This is a genomic window from Flavobacterium sp. (genome assembly GCF_027531905.1).
In the GTDB taxonomy this organism is placed as follows: Bacteria; Bacteroidota; Bacteroidia; order Flavobacteriales; family Flavobacteriaceae; genus Flavobacterium.
The window spans coordinates 40,836-63,887 of the sequence record NZ_JAPZSU010000040.1 but is presented as its reverse complement, the minus strand read 5'-3'; the positions used below and the strand labels follow the sequence as shown (position 1 = coordinate 63,887).

Here is a 23,052-nt window from a genome sequence, read left to right as displayed (position 1 = left end):
TTTTTGGTTGTATTTTAAAATATTATTTATAAAACTTATGTTTTTTCTACACATTTTTTTAAAAGACAACAAATTTATTGGTTTAAATCCGTTCAATCCGTGTCATCTGTGGCCTATCAAAAGATGTGTCCAGACGGTAGGACAGCAGCGGCATACTTTGCTTTTTTCCTTTAAAAAAGCAAAGATACAGCGGATGGCGGGACCTATGTTGGCAAAAGAGCCTGTTTTTCCTGCTCCTTAGAATGCAACTATTGTAAAGGTTTGTCTACCACGATGCGTTCGGGTCTGTTGGCCAATTCCCAAGCCATAGCAAAGGCCAATTGGGTTCTTTTGGCTAGGGCATCAAACTCGATTTTGCTGACTTCATCGGTTTTTTTATGGTAGTCTTCGTGTACGCCATTGAACAAAAATACTGACGGGATGCCATTTTTGGCAAAGTTGTAGTGGTCGGAGCGCTCATAAAAACGATTGGGATCATTCTTGTCGTTGTATTTGAAATCCAACTCCATTTTGGTGTATTTTTCGTTAGCGGCCACGGTGATTTCATGTAGCTGACTAGACAAGCGATCGGCACCAATGACATACACATAATTGTTGGTGTTGGGATGGTCAAAATCGCGACGCCCAATCATATCAATATTGATGTCGGCAATGGTGTTTTTTAAGGGAAATAATGGGTTTTTGGCATAAAAACGAGAACCGTGCAAGCCGTGTTCTTCACCTGTTACATGCAAAATTAAGATGGAACGTTTTGGCCCGTGACCATGTTTTTTTGCTAGTTGAAAGGCTTGTGCTATTTCTAAAAGTGCCACGGTTCCTGAGCCATCGTCGTCGGCGCCGTTGTATACGTCACCATTTTCAACGCCCACGTGGTCATAATGGGCGGAAATGACCAAGATTTCGTCTGGTTTTTCAGTTCCTTTGATGAAGGCCCAAATGTTCTCGGAGTCATTGAGTTTTGGACCATAATTGGACTTCATGAACTCGGCGGGTACTTTTTGGTAATAGTCGGTAGCACCATCAGGAAACGAAATACCATTTTTCTTGTATTGTTCGATGAGGTAACGACCGGCTTTTTTTTGGCCTTCGGTTCCTGTGTCGCGTCCTTCCATTTCGTCGGAAGCAACGATTGTGAGGTGTTTTTTCAAGTCGTTTTGGGTAATGGTGGCCAGGTATTTTTGTATAGGCGCTGCTTTGGATTTGTTTTGTGCCGTACATGAAAGGCTAATAAGTACAGCACATACTAGTGCTTTTTGGATCATTTTTTAAGGATTTTATTTAACGCAAATTCAAATTATTTTAGGGGGAAGTAGTGGGTTATAATGGCCACTAATGCATTAATTTAATTAACCGCAAATTCGCAAATTATTTTTTCGTTGGTATAGTTTCAATTTGCGAATTTGCGGTTGTTTTTCTTTGGCTTGAGAGTGAATTATTTTTGCTTTGAATTTCTATCAATTTGCGAATCTGCGGTCAAAATTTTTATTTTTTTAAAATTTCGTTTAAGAAAAGTTGCATGTGTTCGAAGGAACGTTTTGCAGCTTTTTCATTGTAAGCGGCTCCTTTGGAGTTGTCGTTTCCTGCGTTTGGATCGGTAAAGGAGTGCACGGCATTGGCATAATAAATCATTTCCCAATCGGCTTTGGCATCGCGCATTTCTTGTTGAAAGGCTGCAATTTCTTCTTTGGGAACAAAAGGATCATCGGCACCGTGACATGCCAAAACTTTAGCTTGGATTGGAGTAGTAGTGCGGGATGCATCTTTACCTAAACCGCCGTGAAACGAAACTACTCCTTTGATGTTCATATTGCCTCGTGCGGCTTCTAAAGCGCCTGTTCCACCAAAGCAAAAACCAATCACTGCAATATTTTCGGGATTGGCGCCAGATTGAATGAGTTGTGCTAAGGCAAGGCTAATTCTTTTCTGGTACAAGTCGGTGTTTTTTTTGTAATAACCTGCATTTTTTCCGGCTTCGGCATTGTCTTTTGGATAATTTCCTTCTCCATAAATATCGGCAATAAAGGCGTGATATCCTAGATCTGATAGTTCGATAGCGGTTTGTTTAGAATGGTCATCGATACCTTTCCACGCGGGAAGAATCAGAATTCCTGGTTTTTGGCTGTTTTTTTTCTTGGGTTGAATGGCAAAGCCGTTTAGTTTTTGATTGCCATCTTGATAGGAAATGGCTTTTAGTTGAGCATTACTTGATAGACTACAAAGTAGTAGTGTCAAAAATAGGGCTGTAATATTTCTCATAGGGTTAGTTTTTAACAAATATCAGTAATATTACTCAAAAAAAATACCCTCGTGAAAAATTTACGAGGGCATTTGAAGTATCGATTGGGATTACTCACCAGGATAATAGGTTTTTTCAGCATTTTTTTGCACGTCTTCTTTGTAGAATAAAACGTCTTTGAATTGTGCGTTTTGATACATTTTGGCTTGGTCAAAAAAGTGTCTGGAGTTTGGGTCTCCTGAATTTCCTCCTGCCAATAAAGATCTTGCTTTTATCTTTGGGCCAAATTCAACCGCACAAATAAAGCTGTTACCGTTGTAACCATATCGTTTTTTGCTGTTGTTTTGGTATGCACTTTTGAAAGCAGGTAAACTTCCCCACAATACAGAAGCAGTACCCATTGCTAAACTTTCTTGGTTGTCGTCATAAGTTAAGTCTATGTCTCCAGAAGGACGTTGAAAACGGTTGATTTCGCCCCACGGAATTTCCCATTTCCCAAATTTAGTTTGCAATTCTTGAATGACTTCTCGCAATTGTGGTAGCATATCATCAATGCCAGCAGTTTTGGCAAACTCGGTCATATTTTCTACTTGGTCTTTTTCACCTTCGTCGATGTAGACTTTTTGCAAAATTGGATTTAATTTGAATGCCCATTCATTAGCCAAAGTAGTCGCCACAGAATTTACATTCGAATAATAATTCCAATTTTTCAACACTTGAATAGGAGCTTCCAAATCTTTGAATTTGGGTTCTTGAGCTCGAGCGTCTTTTTGAAAATTGGCAATCAAAGCAGGGAGTAACACTTCAAAAGCTGACAATTTGGTGTCGTAACCATCCGTAATCAAATTGTCTAAGGTGTATTTTTTGTCTTGGCTAAAAATACGAACGGCATTGATTCCTCTAAAGTTTTCCCCATCAGGAGCCATATATGGCAAATAGTTAGATTCTTTTGGACTATTATTGCCTGCTACAGAATAGGGTGTAGAGTTGCAATTTTGTAACCAACCGTTACTTGGATTGTACAAATGCACGGTTTCAGACACTGGATGCAAACCTTTCCATTGGGTTTTGGAGGTGGTGCCATCGACTACTTTTGCCCAATTGAGACTTTTGTCGCGCATCGGAATAAAGTTCCCGTGCCAATAGGCAATGTTTCCTTTGTTGTCGGCATAGACTGTATTGTTAGAGGTATTGGCTTTTAAATCCATTGCTTTTTGGTAGTCCTCAAAGCTCTTTGATTTGGTTCTCACCCAACTTTGTACCAAACTTTCCATATTGCGGTTTTTGGATTTCAAACTAATCCATTTTCCGTCTCGCTTAGCCATAATCGGACCGTGAATCGTAAAATACGTCTTGATGGTTTTGGAAGCCATTTGTCCTTTATTCAAATACTTAAGAACGATATTTTTCTCTTTTACTGGCAATAATTTTCCATCGTATTCATAAAAAAATTTTCCTTTTTGGTCGACTATTTTTTCTGCATATAGATCGGCCACGTCTACATTTGAAGAAGTATGCATCCAGCCACAGTTTTCATTAAAACCTTGGTAAATAAAAAACTGTCCCCAAGTCACCGCTCCGTAAGCGTTCAATCCCTCTTGGCTACTGATTTGGATTTCGGGTCTAAAATAAAAAGTAGTGTGTGGATTGATGTATAAAAGTGCATTACCCGTCACCGATTTTGAAGGAGCAATAGCAAATCCATTAGAGCCTGTTTGCACATTTACATCTCTTTCAATGTAAGCAACTTTGTCGTTGTTGCCAGAGTAAAAAGCTTTCAGTTCGCCCGTGCTTAAATCGGCGGTACTAATTGCGCCAATACTGCCATCCGTCCAAAGTAAAGGAAACCAAGGTTCAAAACGAGTTAGCAATAATGGTTTTACTTCAGGATGTTTGTACAAGTAATAGTTGATGGCATCCGCATAACTGTTTAGTAGTTTTTTGAGCCAAGGTGCCGCTTTTTTGTAATCGGCTTTGGCTTCTTCGGCGTCAATAAGCAAGCGGGTTTCCAAATCGTTGTACAAAACACCAACACCTTTTATTTCTGCCAAGCGACCTAACTTATCGATATAGTTCATCTCGACACGCTTAAAGTCGTCTTCGCATTGTGCATACAACATCCCAAAAACAGCATCAGCATCGGTCTTTCCGTACACGTGGGCAATGCCCCAATTGTCTCTGATGATGGTGACTTGTTTGGCCTGTTGCTCCATTCGTTTTACTTCTGAAGCCGTTAATTGTTGTGCCCAAATCGAAGGCATTGGACTCAATAGTAGCATCCAAACAATCGCCCAATAATGTTGTGTTTTCATTTTATTGAATATTAAATTTTTGACCTTCAATCAAAACGCTCATTTCTAAAGATTTGATACTAACGAGATGATTCTTTGGCGCTTTTTTGATTTCTTTAGGATTTTTGACCACGATGACTTCGCTTTCGCCCACGACTTCTATGTTTTTGTCTCTCACGACAATGGCAGTACTTTCGTCAATTCCTATTCCAATGTGATTTGGGAAATCGACTAAGCCTGTCAGTAAGCGATTGTATCGACTTCTTTTTAGAAAATGTTGGTCAATAATGACGTTTTTTACTAAGCCCAAACCTGAGTTAATTTCAAGATTATCATAACGGATGTTGTCAAAGGTTTCGGTGTATTTGGTTTCTAATTTTTGGTTGCCAGTAATCATATTTTCGCACATCACTGCTGCACCAGCGCTAGTTCCTGCAATCGTACTGCCGTTTTGATGCGCTTTGTGAATCGCATCATAAATAGGAGTTCCGCGAACGACTCCCATAAAACGGGTTTGATCGCCACCGCTTATGAAGATGAGTTTGGCTTTTTGAAGCGAATCGGTAAGGACTTTATTTTGACTGCTGGTTTTGTCAAAATTGAGCATCACGATAGGGTGAGGAGTAAGTTTACTTAACTGTTTTTTGAAATAAATATAGGCACTATCAGGTTCTTCGCTAGACATTGGAAGCACTACAATAAAGTCTTTGGTTTTTAAATCAGCTACTTTTAGCATCTGATTCATCAATACATCAGAGCGTTTTCCGCCCCCGATGATGAATAATTTCCCTTTGTTTTTTTGAGCATGCGTTACACAGCTAATGGTCAAAAAAAGAATCACAAAAGCGGAAAATTTTGATATGGTAGTTTTTGAAAACGGCATAATAGGGCTTGTTTTAACAGTTAGTAATGGTTTATTCATGGTTTTTTTTATGAATAGAATGTATATCATCTTTACATTGTAGTCAATACTATACAAAACAAGTTAGAAATTGTATTGGAGTGGTGGTTGGTTAGAAAATCAGGGAACATATTTAGTGGTTTAAAAAGTGACATTTCTTTTGAAAGCACACCCTAATTCGATAATAGAATCGGTTTTGGCTATGCCTGGAATATTATCTATTTTTTCGTATAATAATTTCCTCATATGTTCATGATCTTTTGCAATCATTTTGATGTATAAGGTAAATGAGCCCGTAATAAAATAGCATTCCGTTATTTCTGGTATTTCCTTTAATTCATCAATTACTCTTTTAGAATCGGCATCTTTATTTAAAGTGATACCAGTAAAGGCTCCCCAATCATAACCAATTTTTTTCTCGTTAATTACAGGTTTAATTCCAGTAATTACACCTTGGTCAATTAATCGGTTGATTCGTTGATGCACCATGGTATTCGAAATTTTGAGACTAGTAGCAATAGCAGAAAAAGCCATTCTTCCATCTTTCTCCAATTCCTTAATAATGTTGATGTCATATTCGTCTAATACTTCCATTTTTAAATGTATTTTTAAGTTAAAATCACTTTTTATTTCATTTATAAAAGTAATTATTTTTATTTCATTTCAAAATGAAAGCTTTGATTCAGTTTTAAAAATGACAAAATGACTTAAAAAAGTGGAAATAAAGCTTAAAAATATTTTTTTAAATAAAAATTAGAGTCAAAATTTACTTTTTTTAATAAATTTTGATTTAATTATGCTACTTTTGTTTTTAAAGTATAAATTAAATGCATTAAAATGATACATTCAGAACAAATTCTCTCTTCAAAATCCGAAGTTTTGATTGCAAAAGAAGACCAATACGGTGCCCATAATTATCATCCGTTACCTGTAGTTTTAGAACGAGGGGAAGGGGTTTATGTTTGGGATGTTGATGGGAAAAAATACTTTGATTTTCTTTCGGCTTATTCAGCCGTGAATCAAGGACACTGTCATCCAAAAATTGTTGGTGCTATGGTGGAACAAGCCCAAAAGTTGACTTTAACTTCTCGTGCTTTTCATAATGATAAATTAGGCGTTTTCGAAGAATATATTACGGATTATTTCGGCTTCGATAAAGTATTACCAATGAATACTGGGGCAGAAGCGGTAGAAACTGCTTTGAAATTATGCCGTAAATGGGCGTATGAAGTGAAAGGTATTCCAGAAAATCAAGCACAAGTAATTGTTTGCGAAAACAATTTTCATGGAAGAACGACTACAATAATCTCCTTTTCTAATGATGAAGGAGCGCGTAAAAGTTTTGGTCCTTTCACCGAAGGTTTTATCCGAATTCCTTATGATGATATCGAAGCTTTAGAAAAAGCATTGCAATCATCTCCTAATATTGCTGGGTTTTTAGTAGAACCTATTCAAGGTGAAGCTGGAGTGTATGTGCTTTCCGAAGGGTATTTGGCCAAAGCTAAAGCACTTTGTGAAGCGCATAATGCTCTTTTTATAGCCGATGAAGTACAAACAGGAATCGCTCGTACAGGACGTTTATTAGCTACTTGTGGGAATTGTTCTTGTGAAAAAGGTTGTGAAAAAACACCTGAAGTAAAACCAGATATCCTTATTCTTGGAAAAGCCATTTCTGGTGGAGTATATCCAGTTTCGGCAGTTTTGGCCAATAATGAGATTATGAATGTGATTAAACCAGGGCAACACGGTTCTACTTTTGGTGGAAATCCTGTTGCAGCAGCTGTGGCTATTGCAGCTTTGGAAGTGGTGAAAGATGAAAATTTAGCCGCTAACGCAGATCGTTTAGGAAACATACTACGACAAGGATTAAATGATATTGCAGCGAAAAATCCTTTGATAACTTTGGTAAGAGGAAAAGGATTGCTGAATGCAATAGTGATTAATAGTGATGAAAATTCTGATTTGGCTTGGGATATTTGTTTGCGCTTTAGAGATTATGGTTTGTTGGCGAAACCCACTCACGGAAACAAAATTCGTTTTGCACCACCATTAATAATTACTGAAGGACAAATTCAAGAATGTTTAGCGATTATTGAAAAAGCGTTAAATGATTTTATCTAGAAAGTTGTATGAAGCCTATTAAATTAATTAAAAATAGATCCGATATCGGAGCTGGTACCCGTGGTTCAGATATGGGTATTGATGCTATAGAAATTGCCGCGATCAATCAAGGAAGTGATTATTTTAATCAATTCCCTTTTGAGGATATCAAAACGCATAATGAATCGATTTACGATAAAAATAGGAGCACCGTTGCCAAGCGAATTGAACATGTGGTAGAGCAATGTGTCCGTGTCAGTAATGCAGTTCAGAAAAATGTAAATGATTATTTTCCTATCGTACTTTCTGGAGATCATTCCTCGGCTTTAGGAACTATTAGCGGAATAAAAGCGGCATTTCCGGAACAGAATGTGGGAGTGATTTGGATTGATGCGCATGCAGATTTGCATTCACCTTATACCTCACCCTCAGGAAATATTCATGGCATGCCTTTGGCTGCCGCATTGGCTAATGATAATTTAGAAGCCAAAACAAATGCTGTGGATTTAGATACTCAAAAGTATTGGGAAGAAATGAAGCAAATTGGTTATAAAGGACCCAAAATAAAGCCAGAGAATTTAGTGTATTTCGGGGTTCGTGATACCGAAGAAGCTGAAGATCAGCAAATGGAACGTTTGTCTATTCGTAATTATAAAGTTGACGAAATTAGATATAGAGGATTAGAAAAGTGTGTTGCAGAGGCTTTAGTGCATTTGTCACATTGCGAAGTGCTATATATTTCTTTTGATGTAGATGCTATGGATTGTGATTTGATATCCTTTGGCACTGGAACTCCGGTCTCAAGAGGATTTGATCAGTATGAGATAATCGCTATAATAGATCAAATCATCAAAACCAAAAAAGTAGTATGTATTGAAGTCGTAGAAGTCAATCCATTATTGGATACGAAAGGCAATAAAATGGCAGAAACGGCTTTTGAAGTATTAGAGGCAATAACTTCTACTTTAGTTTTACCTATTGAATAGTTAATTTTTTTTTTCAATTTTTACTAAACAAGGCTTAAGAAATTTTGATTTTAAGCCTTTTTTTTGTTCTTGATTGGTTTATATAAAGTAATAAAAGGAATTGTAGAGTTTATTCAACAGGAGATAGAAAGAATGAAACTTTATTACTCTTGATGTCTAATTCGTAACCTCGGTATAAAAGTTTTTTGCAGGTCTTCTAGTTGGTAAGTATTACTTACTGTTGCAATTTTTTTTAATACGATAGGTCATTTGTTTTTTTTGAAGTGTTTTTGGATGATTTTGTAATTGATTTGTACCTATCTATAGAAATAAAAAAGCCACTCCAAATTTTTGGAGTGGCTATAACTAAATCAAGAAATGATTAATATCCAGGATTTTGAGTGATTAGTCCATTCACGTCTTTTTCTCTTTGAGGAATTGGAAAAACCAACAAGTCTGAGTCCCATGGCAAAGAAGAAGATATAGAACCTTTAGTTCTTTTAATATCATGAATTCTAAAACCTTCCATACCTAATTCTAATTCTCTTTCACGAAAGATGTTAGCCAAAGTAACAGTACTAAACAAAGTAGCTTTTGCTCTAGTTCTTAATCTATTAATGTCGTTTAGAGGAGTGTCTCCAACAGTTGTTCCGGCTTGTAAATTTGCTTCTGCACGAATTAAATACATTTCTGCTAAACGAATGATTGGAACGTCTCCAAATTGACTTGTATATTTTGAAGTTAACCTTCTACCATTTACAGAATTGATGTAATTGAAATTCCTTCTTTCATCATTTACATCGTCAAATTTGTTCAAGTAAGTTCCTCTAATTTCTACATCGCCGCCTCGACCTCCATTTAAACCAGACGCAAAGAAAGTAATCATGTCATTAGTTCCTGTTTGGTTGGTAATTTGGATTGCAAAAATGTCTTCAGCTTGATTAACCTCATGGTTGAATGCTTCTTTATAGGTTGCCATTAATCGAGCACCACTGTTCGCAATTACATCGTTAGCAGCATCTCTTGCTGCAGGATAATTTTGCATTTGCAAATATACTCTAGCCAAAAGGGCTTTTGCAGCATATTTATTTGCGTAAAAGCTGTTGCTTGCAGGAAGATCAGTATAGGCTTTGTTTAGACCCGCTATAACTAAGGCATATACTTCTTCTACAGAACTTCTCTCTTTTGAATAGTCTTTATTATAGTCATAAATGGCTTTGTCTCTAATTACAACTCCTAATTGACTATTTGTTTTCCCAGCTTCATAGGGCTTTGCAAAAAAGCGAACTAAATCAAAGTAGGCCAAAGATTTTAAGAAATTGGCTTCGGCTATCATTCTAGTTTGTTTAGCAGGGTCGGCAACTTTGTTGATATTTTCAATTACTATGTTTGAGGCATTGATAATTTCATAACTTCTTGCCCAAATGTTTTGAGCAAAGCCATTATCTACAAGCATAGTTTTAGTGTACATTTGTCTAAATGGGACAAATGTACCTCTCCATCTTAAGTCTGTAGTAGTTGTAGAACCGGTTTGTCCTAGTAAATCAGCCGAAACTTGCACTCTACCACCATAAAGATCACCAGTAGCAGCAATAGCATAGGTACCAGTAAGTATATTGGTGATTCCACTTTCAGTACTTAAAGTTATAGAGGCATCCTCTCTTTGTCTAGGATCTACATCTAATTCGCTCTCGCAACTGATAAACATAGCTGCAAGAAATGTATATATGATTAATTTATTGACTTTCATATTTTTTATTATTAGAAATTAATATTTACACCCAATGCAATTGTTCTAGCTGGTGGAGCAGAATAGAATTCTTCCCCTATTCCTGTATCATCTCTTCTGGCTTCTGGATCATAACCAGAATAGTTGGTAAAAGTAAGTAAGTTCACACCAGTACCATAAAAACGAACACTACTCATTCCTAAATCTTTTACCACACTGCTTGGTAATGTATAGCCAATAGTTAAGTTTCTTAAACGTACAAAATCAGCTTGGTCTAAGAATCTTGTAGAGTGTCCCGTTCCATTACCTCCATAAAGTCTAGCTTGAGGTACATTAGTAATGTCACCTGGATTTCTCCAACGGTTTAATTGATCTATTGTTTGGTTGTCTAAATAGTCTCCAGAAACTGATTGAAATATACCTGCTGAATTATAGATGCTTGCTCCCCATTCTCCTTGGAAAGTGAAAGTAAAATCTAATCCTTTGTAATTTATGGTATTAGTTAAGCCAGCCATTAAGGTAGGGAAAGGATTTCCAGCAATTACTCTTTGCGCTGCAGCGTAATCATTAGTTTTAGTTCTATCAATTGATCCATCAGGGTTTAAGGTGTTTAGATAGAACAAGGCATCACCATTTGCAGGGTCAACTCCAGCATATTCTTTTAAATAAAAAGAAGAAACATTTTCACCAACTCGGTTGATTGTAAAAGTACCTACTAAATCTTTATTGTCGTTTGGCAAAGAAAGCACTTTTGTGTTGTTTGTAGTTAAATTAAAACTAGTGCTCCATTTAAAGTTTTGATTATCAATATTTTTTGTATTTAATACAAACTCAATTCCTTTACTTTCAATTTCTCCAATATTTTTATTTATTGATGTTGCGCCTGAGCTTAAAGATAGCGGTACACTAAACAATAAGCCGTCTGTATTTTTTTTGTAATAATCAACTTCCAGGTTGATTTTGTTTAAGAAACCAACTTCGGTACCAAAGTCAATTTGAGATGATTTTTCCCAAGTTAAATTTGGGTTACCAGCTTGCGTAAAAGTTAATCCCGATTTAAGGTTGTATGAGTTAGGACCATAGAACTGTCTTGAGGCGAAGTTTCCTAATTCAGCATTTCCTAATTTACCCCAGCTTCCTTTAAACTTTAAGTAAGAAATAACAGAGTTGTCTTTTAAGAAATTTTCTTCGGACACAACCCAGCCTGCGGAAACAGCTGGAAAAGTTCCAAATTTGTTATTTGCACCAAATCTTGAAGAACCATCACGACGGATGCTTGCTTTAAATAAATATTTATTGGCATATGAATAACTAAGTCTTCCGAATTGAGATACAAATGTGTAATCTGTTTCGCTTCCAGATCCAGCATTTACTTCAGCACCACCATCTATAGTTGTAAAGCTATCATTAGGGAAATAGATGCTAGTTACATCTTGGTATCTTCTATTGAATTTGTTAAATTCCATACCGGCAACGATGTTTACATTGTGATTTTCGGCAAATGTTTTATCAAATGTCAAGTAATTACTAGTGATAAAAGTTTCATTGTTTACTGAACTTGCAAAAACTTCTCCATCAGTAGCCATATTTGGGAAGTTTTTTCCATACCATGCATCTTCCGTTTGCGACATTAAATCATATGAAAAATCGCTATTCGCTTTTAAATAGGGAAGAATTTTAAATTCACCATATACTTTTCCAATAACTCTTCTAACCAAAGTCTTGTAGAATGAATTGTCTGCAGCTTGTACGTAGTTAACGTATTCAGTATTTTGGTTAGGAGAACCATCCTTCAATCGAGCAGGCGCTAAAGGGGACTGAGCTACCATTTGTAGAGGTGTTGTAAATGAATTATCGTCTTGAACTCTGTTTATTTGAGATCTTGAGAAACTTAAGTTCATTCCAGCTGTAAAACGATCTGTAAGTTTATGAGAAATATTCGTTCTTGCTGTTATTCTTTCTAAGTCATTATTAACGATAATCCCTGAAGTGCTGTTGTAAGCTCCGGAGAAAAAGTATCTTGTTTTGGTATCACCTCCCGATAAAGAGAAGTCTGCATCAGTAGTATATCCATTTCTAAACGCAAGATCTTGCCAGTCAGTATCATTTTCTAGAGTTCTCCAATCGGTATCGGCAGCATAAGCATCAAAGTAAGATTCAGCCTCAGAAGCATCTCCTGTTCCATTGATAGAAGCCTCAGTAAATAATTCTACATATTGAGCAGCATTTAACCATTTTCTTTTGTGAGTGGCTTCACTAACTCCTTGAGATAGATTGATAGAAAAAGTTCCTTTACCTTCTTTTCCTTTTTTAGTTGTTATGATCACTACACCATTTGCTCCTCTTGCTCCATAAATTGCAGCAGATGAAGCGTCTTTTAACACATCAATGGATTCGATTTCGTTCGTACTTAATGTAAGTAATGGGTTTGTTGGTGCTCCATTATTAGATTCATTCGTTGTGATTAATGGAATTCCATCTAATACATAAAGAGGTTCCTTACCAGCACTAATACTAGCTGCACCTCTCACACGAACACTTACCCCACCTTCAACTTTTCCGTTAGTTTGTGTAATTTGTACCCCAGCTAACTTTCCAACTAATGCATTTTGAATGTTAGAAACAGGAATTTGCTGAATGTCTTTGGCGGTTACTCTTGCGATAGCATCTGTAGATTTCTTCTTGGATTGAGTACCGTAACCTACTACAACTACACTTTCCAATAGATTTGAAGCGTCTTTCAACTTTACTAAAACTTTAGAAGAAGCTTTTGCTTCAACTGTAGTCATGCCTACAAAACTAACTACTAACACATCACCTGCAGCTGCTTTGATTGCAAAAGCACCCGAAAAGTCTGTTTGTGTTGTTGATTTTGTACCTTTTACTAGAACATTAGCACCTGGAATAGGAATTCCAGCTTGATCTGTAACAACACCAGTTACTGTGATTTCTTGAGCGACAGTTATTTGCACGAATAAGGCAAAAAGCAAGCTCAAAAAATGCTTAAAATTGATTCTCATATTAAAAACATTTAAGATTAGTTAGTCAAATATCATAATATAATGTTAAAGAAAAAAAACAAATTTATTAAAATGTCTTTATTTTTGTGTTTTTTATGAATAATTGACGTGTAAACTTAAAAAAATGGGTAATTTGTGTTTTTTTTGAGGTTTTTTTAGTAAATTTTTAATTTCACTATTGGGATTTAACTTGTTAAAAATGTTGTTTTGACGATTTTTAACTTGTTAGTAGCTAAATTTTGTTAAAGAAGGTTGTTTTTGCGTTGATATTTAACAATATAATTCGATTTATATTAAAATTTTAATATTAAAAAAAACTAGTTAATTTGTTTAATTCATAAGTATGAATGAAAAGGTATTTTTTAAGACTTTTATAATGATTTCAGAAAGTTAAAGATCTAAAATTTTATACGATGGTATACCTTTTATTTTTAGTTTGTTATGGTATACATATAAGTTAATTAGTCTTTCGGATATAAATCCAAATAGCCTAGCTTGATACGGATCGTCTGGTATGGTGACTTTAGATTCAAGTTCGAAAAGGATAGAAAATAGCCATTCATGATAATCATCAAATAATTTCTTTGTGCAAATTAGCATATTGCCAATATGAAATTTGGTTCCTTCGTCTAAAAACAATTTGATACTTTCTGTATACTGCGGATATTTCTCTTTAATTATTACTTTTGTCAACTCCCAATCCTCGGGTCTATGCTCATCACAGTAATTTTGACTTAAGGAGCCTTTTTTGAACTCATAAGGCCTAACTAATATGATATCATGAGTACTGAGTATAGAAGTGATTTTTTTATTTAAAATACTGGATGAACTTTTAAATGCTTTACTCTGCTTAAATTTCGAAACACTTATTTTTTTTTGAGCAGAGGGTTTTAGGTTGTAAATTGGGTTAAAGAAGTTGAAGTATCTCCTATAATGGCAAATCCCTACAATTTCTGCTTCATTATAATTTTTCCAAATCCAATAGGCTGCGGTCAATTCGCAAAAATTATTGTTTTTGTTAGAGATTGTGTCTAAAGTGTCATCCCTTAGAATGTTAGTTTCTATATTAGTCCTGTTTCCAACCTGAATAGGTACGAGAATATCATTTGCTAATATTGGACTTTTTTCGTGTGTAACAATAAATATTTTAGTCATTCTGAAGTTCTATTTTGGATTTGTGTAATGCGGAAGCGATTACTTGATGCATGTCATAATAACGGTATTCTGCTAATCTTCCCCCGAATATAACATTTTTTTCTTGAAGAGAAAGTCTTTTATATTCCTCAAATAGGGATTGATTGTGATGGTCATTAATTGGGTAAAAAGGTTCGTTTTTACGATTCCATTCCTGTGGATATTCTTTTGTAATTACTGTTTGAGGCTGATTACCAAATTCAAAATGTTTGTGTTCTATAATACGAGTATAATCATGGCTCGCATCATTGTAATTTACAACGGCATTGCCTTGAAAATTTTTAAGATCTAAAGTCTCATTTTCAAAACGTAAGGATCGGTATTCCAAAACGCCTAATCTAAAATCAAAATACTCATCTATTTTTCCAGTATAAACAATTTTAGAGGCTAGGTTGTCGTAATATTCTTTTTCCTTAAAATAATCAACATCGGTTTTACATTCTATACCTTTCAATAGACCATCAATCAATTTGTTATACCCACCAATAGGAATTCCTTGATATTTGTCGTTAAAATAGTTGTTGTCAAAAGTAAATCGAACAGGCAGTCTTTTAATAATGAAAGCAGGTAGTTCTGACGCTTTTCGCCCCCATTGTTTTTCGGTATATTCCTTTATGAAGCTTTCATAAATGTCTTTTCCGACCAATGACAAAGCTTGTTCTTCGAGATTTTTAGGTTCTGGTACACCATAGGTTTTAATTTGGTCATCAATTTTTGCTTGGGCTTCAGCTGGAGTTTTGGTGCCCCACAATTGATAAAAAGTATTCATATTGAAGGGGAGGTTGTACAGTTTTCCTTTGGTAAAGGCTAGCGGTGCATTGATGTAATTGTTGAATTCTACAAATTGATTGACATAGTCCCATAAATTTTTATCATTAGTATGGAAGATATGAGCTCCATATTTATGAACATTAATGTCTGCAATCTTTTCACAGTAAACGTTACCTCCTAAATGATTTCTCTTGTCAATAATCAAGCATTTTTTTCCAGCTTTATGGGCTTCATGTGCAAACACACTGCCAAAGAGACCTGAGCCTACTATTAGATAATCATATTCTTTTTTCATGGCACAAAATTAGATAATTATTCCTAAATTGCGCCATTTTTAAATTGGTAAATATGGCGGGGAAAATACAGACGGGCTACTTAGTTTCGTATGATTATGAATTGTTAAAAACTTCACTTCCTACAGTATACATTGAGTCTGATCAAATTTTTATTGCTATTGATAAAAATAGAAATACCTGGAACGGCGGCACTTTTAGCATTGATGATTCCTTTTTTGAGTGGATTAAAGCCTTTGATGTTGATAATAAAGTAGTTATTTATGAAGATGATTTTTATGTTCCTGAATTAACTACAATGCAGTGTGAAATCAGAGAAAGAAAAATGCTTGCCGAAAAAATGGGTATCGGGAATTGGATTATTCAGGTAGATTGCGATGAATATTTTGTTGATTTTAAAAAATTTGTTGCTGACTTGAGACGTTATGATTCTTTTTTAATACATCCAGAAAAGAATCCAATACAAGTATGTGCTTTTTGGGTAATGCTATATAAATATACCGCTAATGGTATTTTGTATGTAGATAAACCTATGAACGCCATTTTCGCTACCAATTTTCCTAATTACAAAGGCGGACGAAGAATCAAAGGACGTAAAATTTATACAGATAGTATTGTTTTACACGAATCCTTGGCAAGAACAGAAGAAGAATTGCGTTTTAAACTCGATAATTGGGGACATAATCAAGAAATAGATAAAGGATTTCTGAGCAAATGGCTAGCTGTAGATGAAAATAATTATAACGATTTCAAGGATTTTTATTATCTGAATCCTAAAAAATCCAAGAAACTGAATTTTTTCCCTAATAAAAGTATTCCTCAAATAAAAGAGATTATTGAAAAAGAAAAAAGACTGAGTGTATCAAAATGGTATATTAATTATGAAAATTTCCTGCAATGGTTGAAATACTTATTGAAAAAGACGATAAAGTAATCATGCCATAAATTGAAGTTGGCGAGGAGTTAATGTTAATTTGAAGAGCTTAATTCGATGTGTGTTTTTGTTGCTTTAAAAAAAAAAATCTGATGAATTTTAAAATAAATCCAATTTTCGAAAATAGTACTGAGTCAATACTTGGCAATGTCAAAAACTTTAGTTCTACAGGTGAACTTTTTGGCAATGGAGATCGAAACAAGATTAAATTATTTGATTTAAATGGTAAAACGATTAACATAAAATCATTTAAAATTCCGAATGTATTTAATAAAGTGGCTTATAAGTATTTTAGAAAGTCGAAGGCTAAGCGATCTTATGAATATGCTAGAATTTTATTAGAAAAAGGAATAGGAACTCCACAACCAATCGCTTTTTTTGAAAAATTTTCTCTTTTTGGATTAAAAAATAGTTATTATGTGAGCGAACATCTTAATGTTGATTTAACTTTTAGAGAGATTGTTGAAATTTCAAATTATTTTGAACGCGAAAATATTTTAAGACAATTCGCAAAATTCACTTTTAATCTCCATGAAAAAGGAATAGAATTTTTGGATCATTCTCCAGGAAATACACTTATAAAAAAAATGTCGACTGACCAATTTAACTTTTATTTAGTTGATTTGAACCGGATGAAGTTTCATGAAAAAATGGATTTTGAAACCCGTATGAAAAACATGTGTAGAATCACGCCCCGACAAGATCAAATTGAAGTGATTAGTGAGGAGTATGCCAAGTGCTATGGGAAATCAAAAGAAGAAGTTTTTGAACGAATGTGGTACTATACTTCTAGATTTCAAGAGAAATATAAAAAACGACAAATGATAAAGCAAAAATTAAAAGTATAATGATCGCTATTTTTAAAAAATCTTTTTTTACGAATAAAAAATACATTGCTATTATTTGGATTGTTATTGCAATAATTTCAGCCATTAAGCAATTCAGTATTCATAGTTTGAATAATTATTTGATTTTTAAAAATGTTTTTTGGCATACGATTCATCAAACATCGCTATATACTGAATATCCAGCAGAATATTTTGATCATAATCATTATGGTCCTGTTTTTAGTTTGTTTATAGCTCCATTTGCTCTTATGCCTGATGGGTTGGGAGTGATTTTTTGGAATGCTTTTAATGCTATACTTTTAGTATGGGCCATATCAAAATTACCGCTGCAATCCAATAAAATAAATCTTATTCTTTGGATAACTGTCAATGAGTTTGTGACTGCAAATTTAGGGTTTCAATTCAATCCTATAATGACGGCTATTATCATTTTTTCTTATGTTTGTATCGTTACAGAGAAAGATTTTTGGGCGGCTTTTTGTATTGTTTTAGGGACGTTTATTAAGTTATATGGAGTAGTTGGTCTGGCTTTTTTCTTTTTTTCAAAAAACAAACCCAAATTCATAGGCGCTCTAGTTGTATGGTCAATTATCTTGTTTGTTTTGCCTATGTTTATTTCCTCACCGGAGTTTATTTTGAATAGTTACAAAGAATGGTTTGAGCGATTACTCGTAAAAAATGCTGAGAATGCCTCTCTAAATTCAATGCAAGATATTTCGGCAATGGGTATATTTAGAAGAGTGTTACAAATGCCTAACGTATCAAATCTCCCTTTTTTAGCCGTTGGGCTACTGTTATTCGGGTTGCCTTATTTACGAATTAAGTTATATAGTAACGAAAAATTTAAATTATTACTACTTGCTTCCGTTTTAATTTTTACAGTAATTTTTAGTTCTGGTTCAGAGTCACCTACCTATATTATTGCTTTTTTGGGAGTTGCGATTTGGTTTGTGATTCAAGAAAGCCCTATTTCTATAGTAAACTGGGTATTGTTTATATTTGCAATAATAGTAACCAGTTTGTCGCCAACAGATTTAATGCCTAGGTATTTACAAGATAATGTCATAGAACCTTATGCACTTAAAGCATTGCCTTGTGTGCTAATTTGGTTTAAAATTATTTACGAAATGATGACTTTGAAAGATGTAAATGCGAATTTAATTGAATTGAAATCATGAATAATTTAAAGAAAATAGCCGTTGTAATTCCTTCCTATAATGAAGAAGGAAATATTGAAGTAATGGTCACTGCTCTCCATGCTGTTTTTTCTACTTTGAATTATGAGTATGATCTGATTTTTGTAGATGATGGTAGTAATGATAGAACACTAGAGCGATTAAAACAATTGGCAGCAAAAGACACTAGATTGTTTTTTATTGAGTTGTCACGAAATTTTGGACACCAAAATGCTTTAAAAGCAGGTGTCGATACAGCAAAAGCGGATGCAGTTATTACTATGGATGGCGACATGCAGCATCCTCCAGAACTTATTCCTAAATTGCTAAAAAAGTGGGAAGAAGGTTATGATGTAGTGTACACAAGAAGAGAAGAGGATAAGAAACTAACTTTCTTTAAGAAAAAAACATCCAAAGCATTTTATAAGTTAATGAATTATCTTTCGGAAGTGCAATTTGAACCTGGTACCGCAGATTTTAGGTTGATGGATGAGAAAGTGGTAAGCGTTTTTTCTGATTTTTCTGAAAACGAATTGTTTATAAGGGGGGTGGTGAATTGGTTAGGTTTCAAACAATTTGGTATTGATTACCAACCTGCTGAGCGATTCTCAGGAGAAAGTAAATATACAATCAAAAAAATGATGCGTTTTGCCATTCAAGGCATCACATCGTTTAGTATACGCCCTTTGTATATTGCGATTTACCTTGGTCTAGGTATTTCTTTTTTAGCATTTATGGTTTATATAGGCTATGTGATTTATAGTTTGATTTATGGTCATGTTATTTCAGGTTGGGCTTCATTGATTAGCACAGTCGTTTTTTTTGGAGGACTAAATTTGATTGTAATGGGAATTATAGGGATCTATGTAGGAAAGCTTTTTATGCAATCTAAAAACCGTCCTAATTATTTAATTAAAGAAACAAATTATAAGTAATGGTTTTATTAAGTTTTGATATCGAAGAGTTTGATATGCCTTTTGAATACGATAGGGATATTTCTTTTGAAGAACAAATAGCAATATCTATAAAAGGGACCAATATAATACTTGATGTATTGGAAAAACATCAAGTAAAAGCTACCTTTTTTTCAACCGCTACCTTTGCTATAAATGCCCCAAAAGTAATCGAAAGAATTGTTGCTTCAGGTCACGAAATCGCCTCACATAATTATTTTCACACTGATTTTAAGATACAACATCTTAAAGAATCCAAAGACAAATTAGAAGAATTAACAGGTACTGAAGTTATTGGTTTTCGTATGCCTCGTATGTATCCTGTTGATGAAAAAGAAGTAGAAAAAGCTGGCTATGTATATAATTCTTCTATAAATCCAACCTATTTGCCAGGGCGTTATAATAATTTTAATAAACCTCGTACTTATTTTTACCAAGATAATGTCTTGCAAGTTCCTGCATCTGTAAGTCCTGTTTTTCGATTTCCTTTGTTTTGGTTGTCATTTCATAATTTACCAATGTGGATTTATAAAGTATTAGCGCACTGGACTTATAGAAAAGACAACTATTTGAATATATATTTACATCCTTGGGAATTTACTGATCTAAATCAACCAGAAAAATTTAATTTTCCTGGCTATGTCGTTAAAAATAGTGGGCAAAGTTTAGTAGATAGATTGGATGATTTTATTTTGTTTTTAAAATTGAAAAAATACCCTTTTGGAACTTTCAAGCAATTTATAGCGACCATTAAATAATGAAAATATCTGTTTTTATCATAGCATACAATGAAGCAAAAATAATTGGACAATGTCTAGAGAAATTGCATTGGGCAAACGAAATTGTAGTAGTAGATTCTGGAAGTTCTGATGATACTGTGATGATTTGTGAAAAATTTGGCGCAAAAGTAATTTATAATGAATTTGAAAATTTTGGCAAACAAAAACAATTCGCATTACATCAAACCCAAAATGATTGGGTTTTATCTCTCGATGCTGATGAAGTGTTGTCAGATGAATTAATAAATGAAATACAATCCTTAGATTTTTCCAAGGGATACTCTGGATATTTAATTCCAAGAACGCATGTTTTCTTGAGTAAAATTTTCAAATTTGGAAGTGAAAATAAGAAACCAATACTACGTTTATTTGATAAAGCAAGAGGAGGATTTACTGAGGATAAAGTGCACGAAGTCATAAAAATTAACGGCAATATAGAACACTTAAATCATGAAATGTTACATTATACTGTTTTTGATATTTCTACCGCTATTCAGAAACAAGTAAAATACGCATTACTAAGTGGTGAGTTGTTAGCTGAAAAAGGGAAAAAAGGCTCACTGTTTAAGGCCGTAATAAAATTTCCATTTGAATTTTTTAGAGTTTATTTTTTACAATTTAATTTTTTAAACGGCTATCAAGGCTTTGTTTGGAGTATGTTCGCAGCGTTTGGTAGTTTTTTAAAGTATGCTAAGTTGTATGATTTAGATCAAATTAAGGAAGTATAGCAATCCATTACTTGTTTTGCAATGACATCATCCTTAAACTTAGCGGCATATTCTAAGCCTTTTTGAGCCATATCATGACGAACAGCTTCATTTTGTAGTAAAAATTCAATTTTGGATTTTATTTCTTGTTCATTCATAGGGTCAATGTACATAGAATTTGGGCCTCCAGCTTCAGGGAAAACACCATAATTTGTAGTGATTACAGGTGTTTTTGAAAATAAAGCTTCAATGATAGGAATGCCAAAACCTTCAAAAATGGAGGGATAAACAAAAACGGTTGCTAGTTGGTAAGTTATCGCTAATTCTTCACTACTTAATCCTTTCAAAAAAATGACTTTTTCTTCAATACCATTTTCTTTTATGTATTGACGTATTTGTTGGGTGTAAGTAGTTTTTTTTCCCACCAAAACTAACTTAGTGTCAATTTCTTTTATAGCTTTTACTAATGTTAATGCATTTTTTCGTTCTTCAAGTGTCCCTACGTTGAGAATAAACTCATTAGGGAGGTTGAACTTTTGACGCACCTTTTGCTTTTCTGTCTCTGAATACTCTTTTTTAAAAACATTTTGGCACCCTTGGTAGATTACTTGTATTTTTTCAGAAGGAATTTTTAAAAAAGATGCAATATCTCTTTTTGTTTGTTCACTTATTGCAATGATAAGATCGGCATTTTTTGCCGCTTTTTTAAACTTGTAGAAATGAATTTTACGGTCAAAAAAAGAATACAATTCAGGATATCGAACAAAAATTAAGTCATGAATAGTGACCACACTTTTTATGCTGTTTTGCTTCAAGCCTGTTGGTAGTTCTCCAGAAAGTCCGTGAAATAATTCAATTCCATCTTTCTTTAAGTCTTTTACAATTCCTTTTTGTCGCCATAAATTATAAAACTTCTGATAGAAAGGAGTAACAGGACGTTTTTCAAACACATTTGCAAATGTATTTTTAAATAGGATTTCGTTATTGGGTTTAGGATTATACAATAAAAAATCATTGTCTGGAAAAAAATCAGCAAGGATTCGAATTAAATCCCTGCTATAATTTCCTAAACCAGTTTTGTTATGAAAAACACGTTTTGCTTCAAATCCTATTTTCATTTATTGAAATAATGAGCAATACTTAGGTATCGCAGTTTTATTATTTTTTTTATTATACCGCTACATCATATTCACGAAGCGCATTATTTAATGAAGTTTTTAAGTCGGTTGAAGGTTTACGAGTTCCAATGATCAATGCACATGGAACTTGAAATTCACCGGCAGCGAATTTTTTAGTATAACTTCCTGGAATTACAACAGAACGAGCTGGAACAAAGCCTTTCATTTCCACAGGTTCATCACCAGTTACATCGATAATTTTTGTTGAGGCAGTCAAACAAACGTTAGCGCCAAGAACTGCTTCTTTTCCTACGTGAACACCTTCTACAACAATACAACGAGAACCAATGAAAGCACCGTCTTCAATAATTACTGGAGCTGCTTGTAAAGGTTCCAAAACACCACCAATTCCTACACCACCACTAAGGTGAACATTTTTACCAATTTGAGCACAACTTCCAACAGTAGCCCAAGTATCGACCATTGTTCCTTCGTCTACATAAGCTCCAATGTTTACATAACTTGGCATCAAAATCACACCACTAGAAATGTAAGCTCCATAACGAGCTACCGCATTAGGAACCACACGAATTCCTTTTTCGGCATAGCCTCTTTTTAAGAGCATTTTATCATGATACTCAAAAATACCAGAATCCCAGGTTTCCATTTTTTGAATAGGGAAATACATCACCACGGCTTTTTTTACCCATTCGTTTACTTGCCATCCATCGCCTACAGGTTCAGCAACGCGAAGTTTTCCAGCATCTAACAACTCAATTACAGCTCTAATAGCGTCGGTTGTAATGGTTTCTTGTAACAAAGCTCTGTTTTCCCAGGCTTTTTCTATAATAGCTTGTAATGTTTTCATCTTAAAAATATTTTTGACAAAGATAAATCGATTTTTTTTAAATCAAACTTTAGTTTATTTAATAGTAATCATTTATTATCTTTTATAGCATGGAGTTTTTTAAAGGATGCGAATCTATTCGATCCTCTTTTGTCTTGTAAGGCAATAAAGAAATGGATAGCTGATAAAAA

At 34.2% G+C, this 23,052-nt stretch carries 20 protein-coding genes; 9 read left to right on the top strand and 11 right to left on the bottom strand.

Features of this window, described 5'->3' with window-relative positions; all coding sequences use genetic code 11:
* A partial coding sequence (locus tag O9307_RS10870; protein ID WP_298298990.1) for a hypothetical protein occupies window positions 1–241 on the top strand: 241 nt, incomplete at its 5' end.
* A 7-nt stretch (window positions 242–248) separates the two neighbouring features.
* Here the strand turns inward: O9307_RS10870 and O9307_RS10865 are convergent.
* The 5 genes from O9307_RS10865 to O9307_RS10845 all read right to left on the bottom strand — a co-directional run bounded on the left by O9307_RS10865 (window position 249) and on the right by O9307_RS10845 (window position 6,022).
* A complete protein-coding gene (locus O9307_RS10865) occupies window positions 249–1,259 on the bottom strand; it encodes a M28 family metallopeptidase (protein ID WP_298298993.1) in 1,011 nt (336 codons plus the stop codon).
* 223 nt (window positions 1,260–1,482) lie between these two features.
* Window positions 1,483–2,256, bottom strand: a complete 774-nt coding sequence (locus O9307_RS10860; protein ID WP_298298988.1) for a dienelactone hydrolase family protein — start codon at window positions 2,254–2,256, stop codon at window positions 1,483–1,485.
* Between the two features lie 90 nt (window positions 2,257–2,346).
* The gene (locus tag O9307_RS10855) at window positions 2,347–4,548 is read right to left on the bottom strand and encodes a penicillin acylase family protein (protein WP_298298984.1); all 2,202 of its coding nucleotides are present in this window, start codon (window positions 4,546–4,548) and stop codon (window positions 2,347–2,349) included.
* Between the two features lies 1 nt (window position 4,549).
* The gene (locus O9307_RS10850; RefSeq protein WP_298298981.1) at window positions 4,550–5,449 is read right to left on the bottom strand and encodes a cyanophycinase; all 900 of its coding nucleotides are present in this window, start codon (window positions 5,447–5,449) and stop codon (window positions 4,550–4,552) included.
* A 120-nt stretch (window positions 5,450–5,569) separates the two neighbouring features.
* Complete coding sequence (locus tag O9307_RS10845) at window positions 5,570–6,022, bottom strand: Lrp/AsnC family transcriptional regulator (protein ID WP_298298978.1); 453 nt, start codon at window positions 6,020–6,022, stop codon at window positions 5,570–5,572.
* A 243-nt stretch (window positions 6,023–6,265) separates the two neighbouring features.
* On the opposite strand from O9307_RS10845, the gene rocD reads away from it, so the two are divergent.
* Entirely contained in the window at window positions 6,266–7,549 is a 1,284-nt protein-coding gene (gene rocD / locus O9307_RS10840) for an ornithine--oxo-acid transaminase (RefSeq protein WP_298298975.1), read from the top strand.
* A gap of 8 nt (window positions 7,550–7,557) precedes the next feature.
* The gene (locus O9307_RS10835; protein WP_298298973.1) at window positions 7,558–8,514 is read left to right on the top strand and encodes an arginase; all 957 of its coding nucleotides are present in this window, start codon (window positions 7,558–7,560) and stop codon (window positions 8,512–8,514) included.
* A 361-nt stretch (window positions 8,515–8,875) separates the two neighbouring features.
* Here O9307_RS10835 and O9307_RS10830 read toward each other — a convergent pair whose 3' ends face one another.
* The 4 genes from O9307_RS10830 to glf all read right to left on the bottom strand — a co-directional run bounded on the left by O9307_RS10830 (window position 8,876) and on the right by glf (window position 15,502).
* Window positions 8,876–10,243 (bottom strand): RagB/SusD family nutrient uptake outer membrane protein, encoded by a 1,368-nt coding sequence (locus O9307_RS10830; protein ID WP_298298970.1) that lies wholly within the window; start codon window positions 10,241–10,243, stop codon window positions 8,876–8,878.
* Between the two features lie 11 nt (window positions 10,244–10,254).
* Window positions 10,255–13,242: a TonB-dependent receptor gene (locus O9307_RS10825; RefSeq protein WP_298298967.1), complete on the bottom strand. Its 2,988-nt coding sequence runs from the start codon at window positions 13,240–13,242 to the stop codon at window positions 10,255–10,257.
* Window positions 13,243–13,632: 390 nt separating this feature from the next.
* A complete protein-coding gene (locus O9307_RS10820; RefSeq protein WP_298298964.1) occupies window positions 13,633–14,397 on the bottom strand; it encodes a DUF4422 domain-containing protein in 765 nt (254 codons plus the stop codon).
* Window positions 14,390–15,502 carry a UDP-galactopyranose mutase gene (gene glf, locus O9307_RS10815; protein WP_298298962.1) on the bottom strand — a complete coding sequence of 371 codons (1,113 nt, stop codon included), beginning with the start codon at window positions 15,500–15,502 and terminating at the stop codon, window positions 14,390–14,392. The genes O9307_RS10820 and glf overlap by 8 nt, the downstream gene beginning before the upstream one ends.
* A 53-nt stretch (window positions 15,503–15,555) precedes the next feature.
* Between glf and O9307_RS10810 the strand changes: the two genes are divergently transcribed.
* From O9307_RS10810 to O9307_RS10785, 6 genes are all read left to right on the top strand, one after another.
* Window positions 15,556–16,434: a hypothetical protein gene (locus tag O9307_RS10810; RefSeq protein WP_298298958.1), complete on the top strand. Its 879-nt coding sequence runs from the start codon at window positions 15,556–15,558 to the stop codon at window positions 16,432–16,434.
* Window positions 16,435–16,526: 92 nt separating this feature from the next.
* On the top strand, window positions 16,527–17,282 hold the full coding sequence (locus O9307_RS10805) for a lipopolysaccharide kinase InaA family protein (protein ID WP_298298955.1): 756 nt from the start codon (window positions 16,527–16,529) through the stop codon (window positions 17,280–17,282).
* Window positions 17,282–18,460, top strand: a complete 1,179-nt coding sequence (locus O9307_RS10800) for a glycosyltransferase family 87 protein (protein ID WP_298298951.1) — start codon at window positions 17,282–17,284, stop codon at window positions 18,458–18,460. The genes O9307_RS10805 and O9307_RS10800 overlap by 1 nt, the downstream gene beginning before the upstream one ends.
* Window positions 18,457–19,392, top strand: a complete 936-nt coding sequence (locus O9307_RS10795) for a glycosyltransferase family 2 protein (RefSeq protein WP_298298948.1) — start codon at window positions 18,457–18,459, stop codon at window positions 19,390–19,392. The genes O9307_RS10800 and O9307_RS10795 overlap by 4 nt, the downstream gene beginning before the upstream one ends.
* A complete protein-coding gene (locus tag O9307_RS10790) occupies window positions 19,392–20,168 on the top strand; it encodes a polysaccharide deacetylase family protein (protein WP_298298945.1) in 777 nt (258 codons plus the stop codon). The genes O9307_RS10795 and O9307_RS10790 overlap by 1 nt, the downstream gene beginning before the upstream one ends.
* Window positions 20,168–20,917: a glycosyltransferase family 2 protein gene (locus O9307_RS10785; protein WP_298298942.1), complete on the top strand. Its 750-nt coding sequence runs from the start codon at window positions 20,168–20,170 to the stop codon at window positions 20,915–20,917. The genes O9307_RS10790 and O9307_RS10785 overlap by 1 nt, the downstream gene beginning before the upstream one ends.
* Here O9307_RS10785 and O9307_RS10780 read toward each other — a convergent pair.
* Window positions 20,899–22,014: a glycosyltransferase family 1 protein gene (locus O9307_RS10780; RefSeq protein WP_298298939.1), complete on the bottom strand. Its 1,116-nt coding sequence runs from the start codon at window positions 22,012–22,014 to the stop codon at window positions 20,899–20,901. The genes O9307_RS10785 and O9307_RS10780 overlap by 19 nt on opposite strands.
* Window positions 22,015–22,066: 52 nt before the next feature.
* A complete protein-coding gene (locus tag O9307_RS10775) occupies window positions 22,067–22,882 on the bottom strand; it encodes a 2,3,4,5-tetrahydropyridine-2,6-dicarboxylate N-succinyltransferase (RefSeq protein WP_298298936.1) in 816 nt (271 codons plus the stop codon).
* Between the last annotated feature and the right edge of the window lie 170 nt (window positions 22,883–23,052).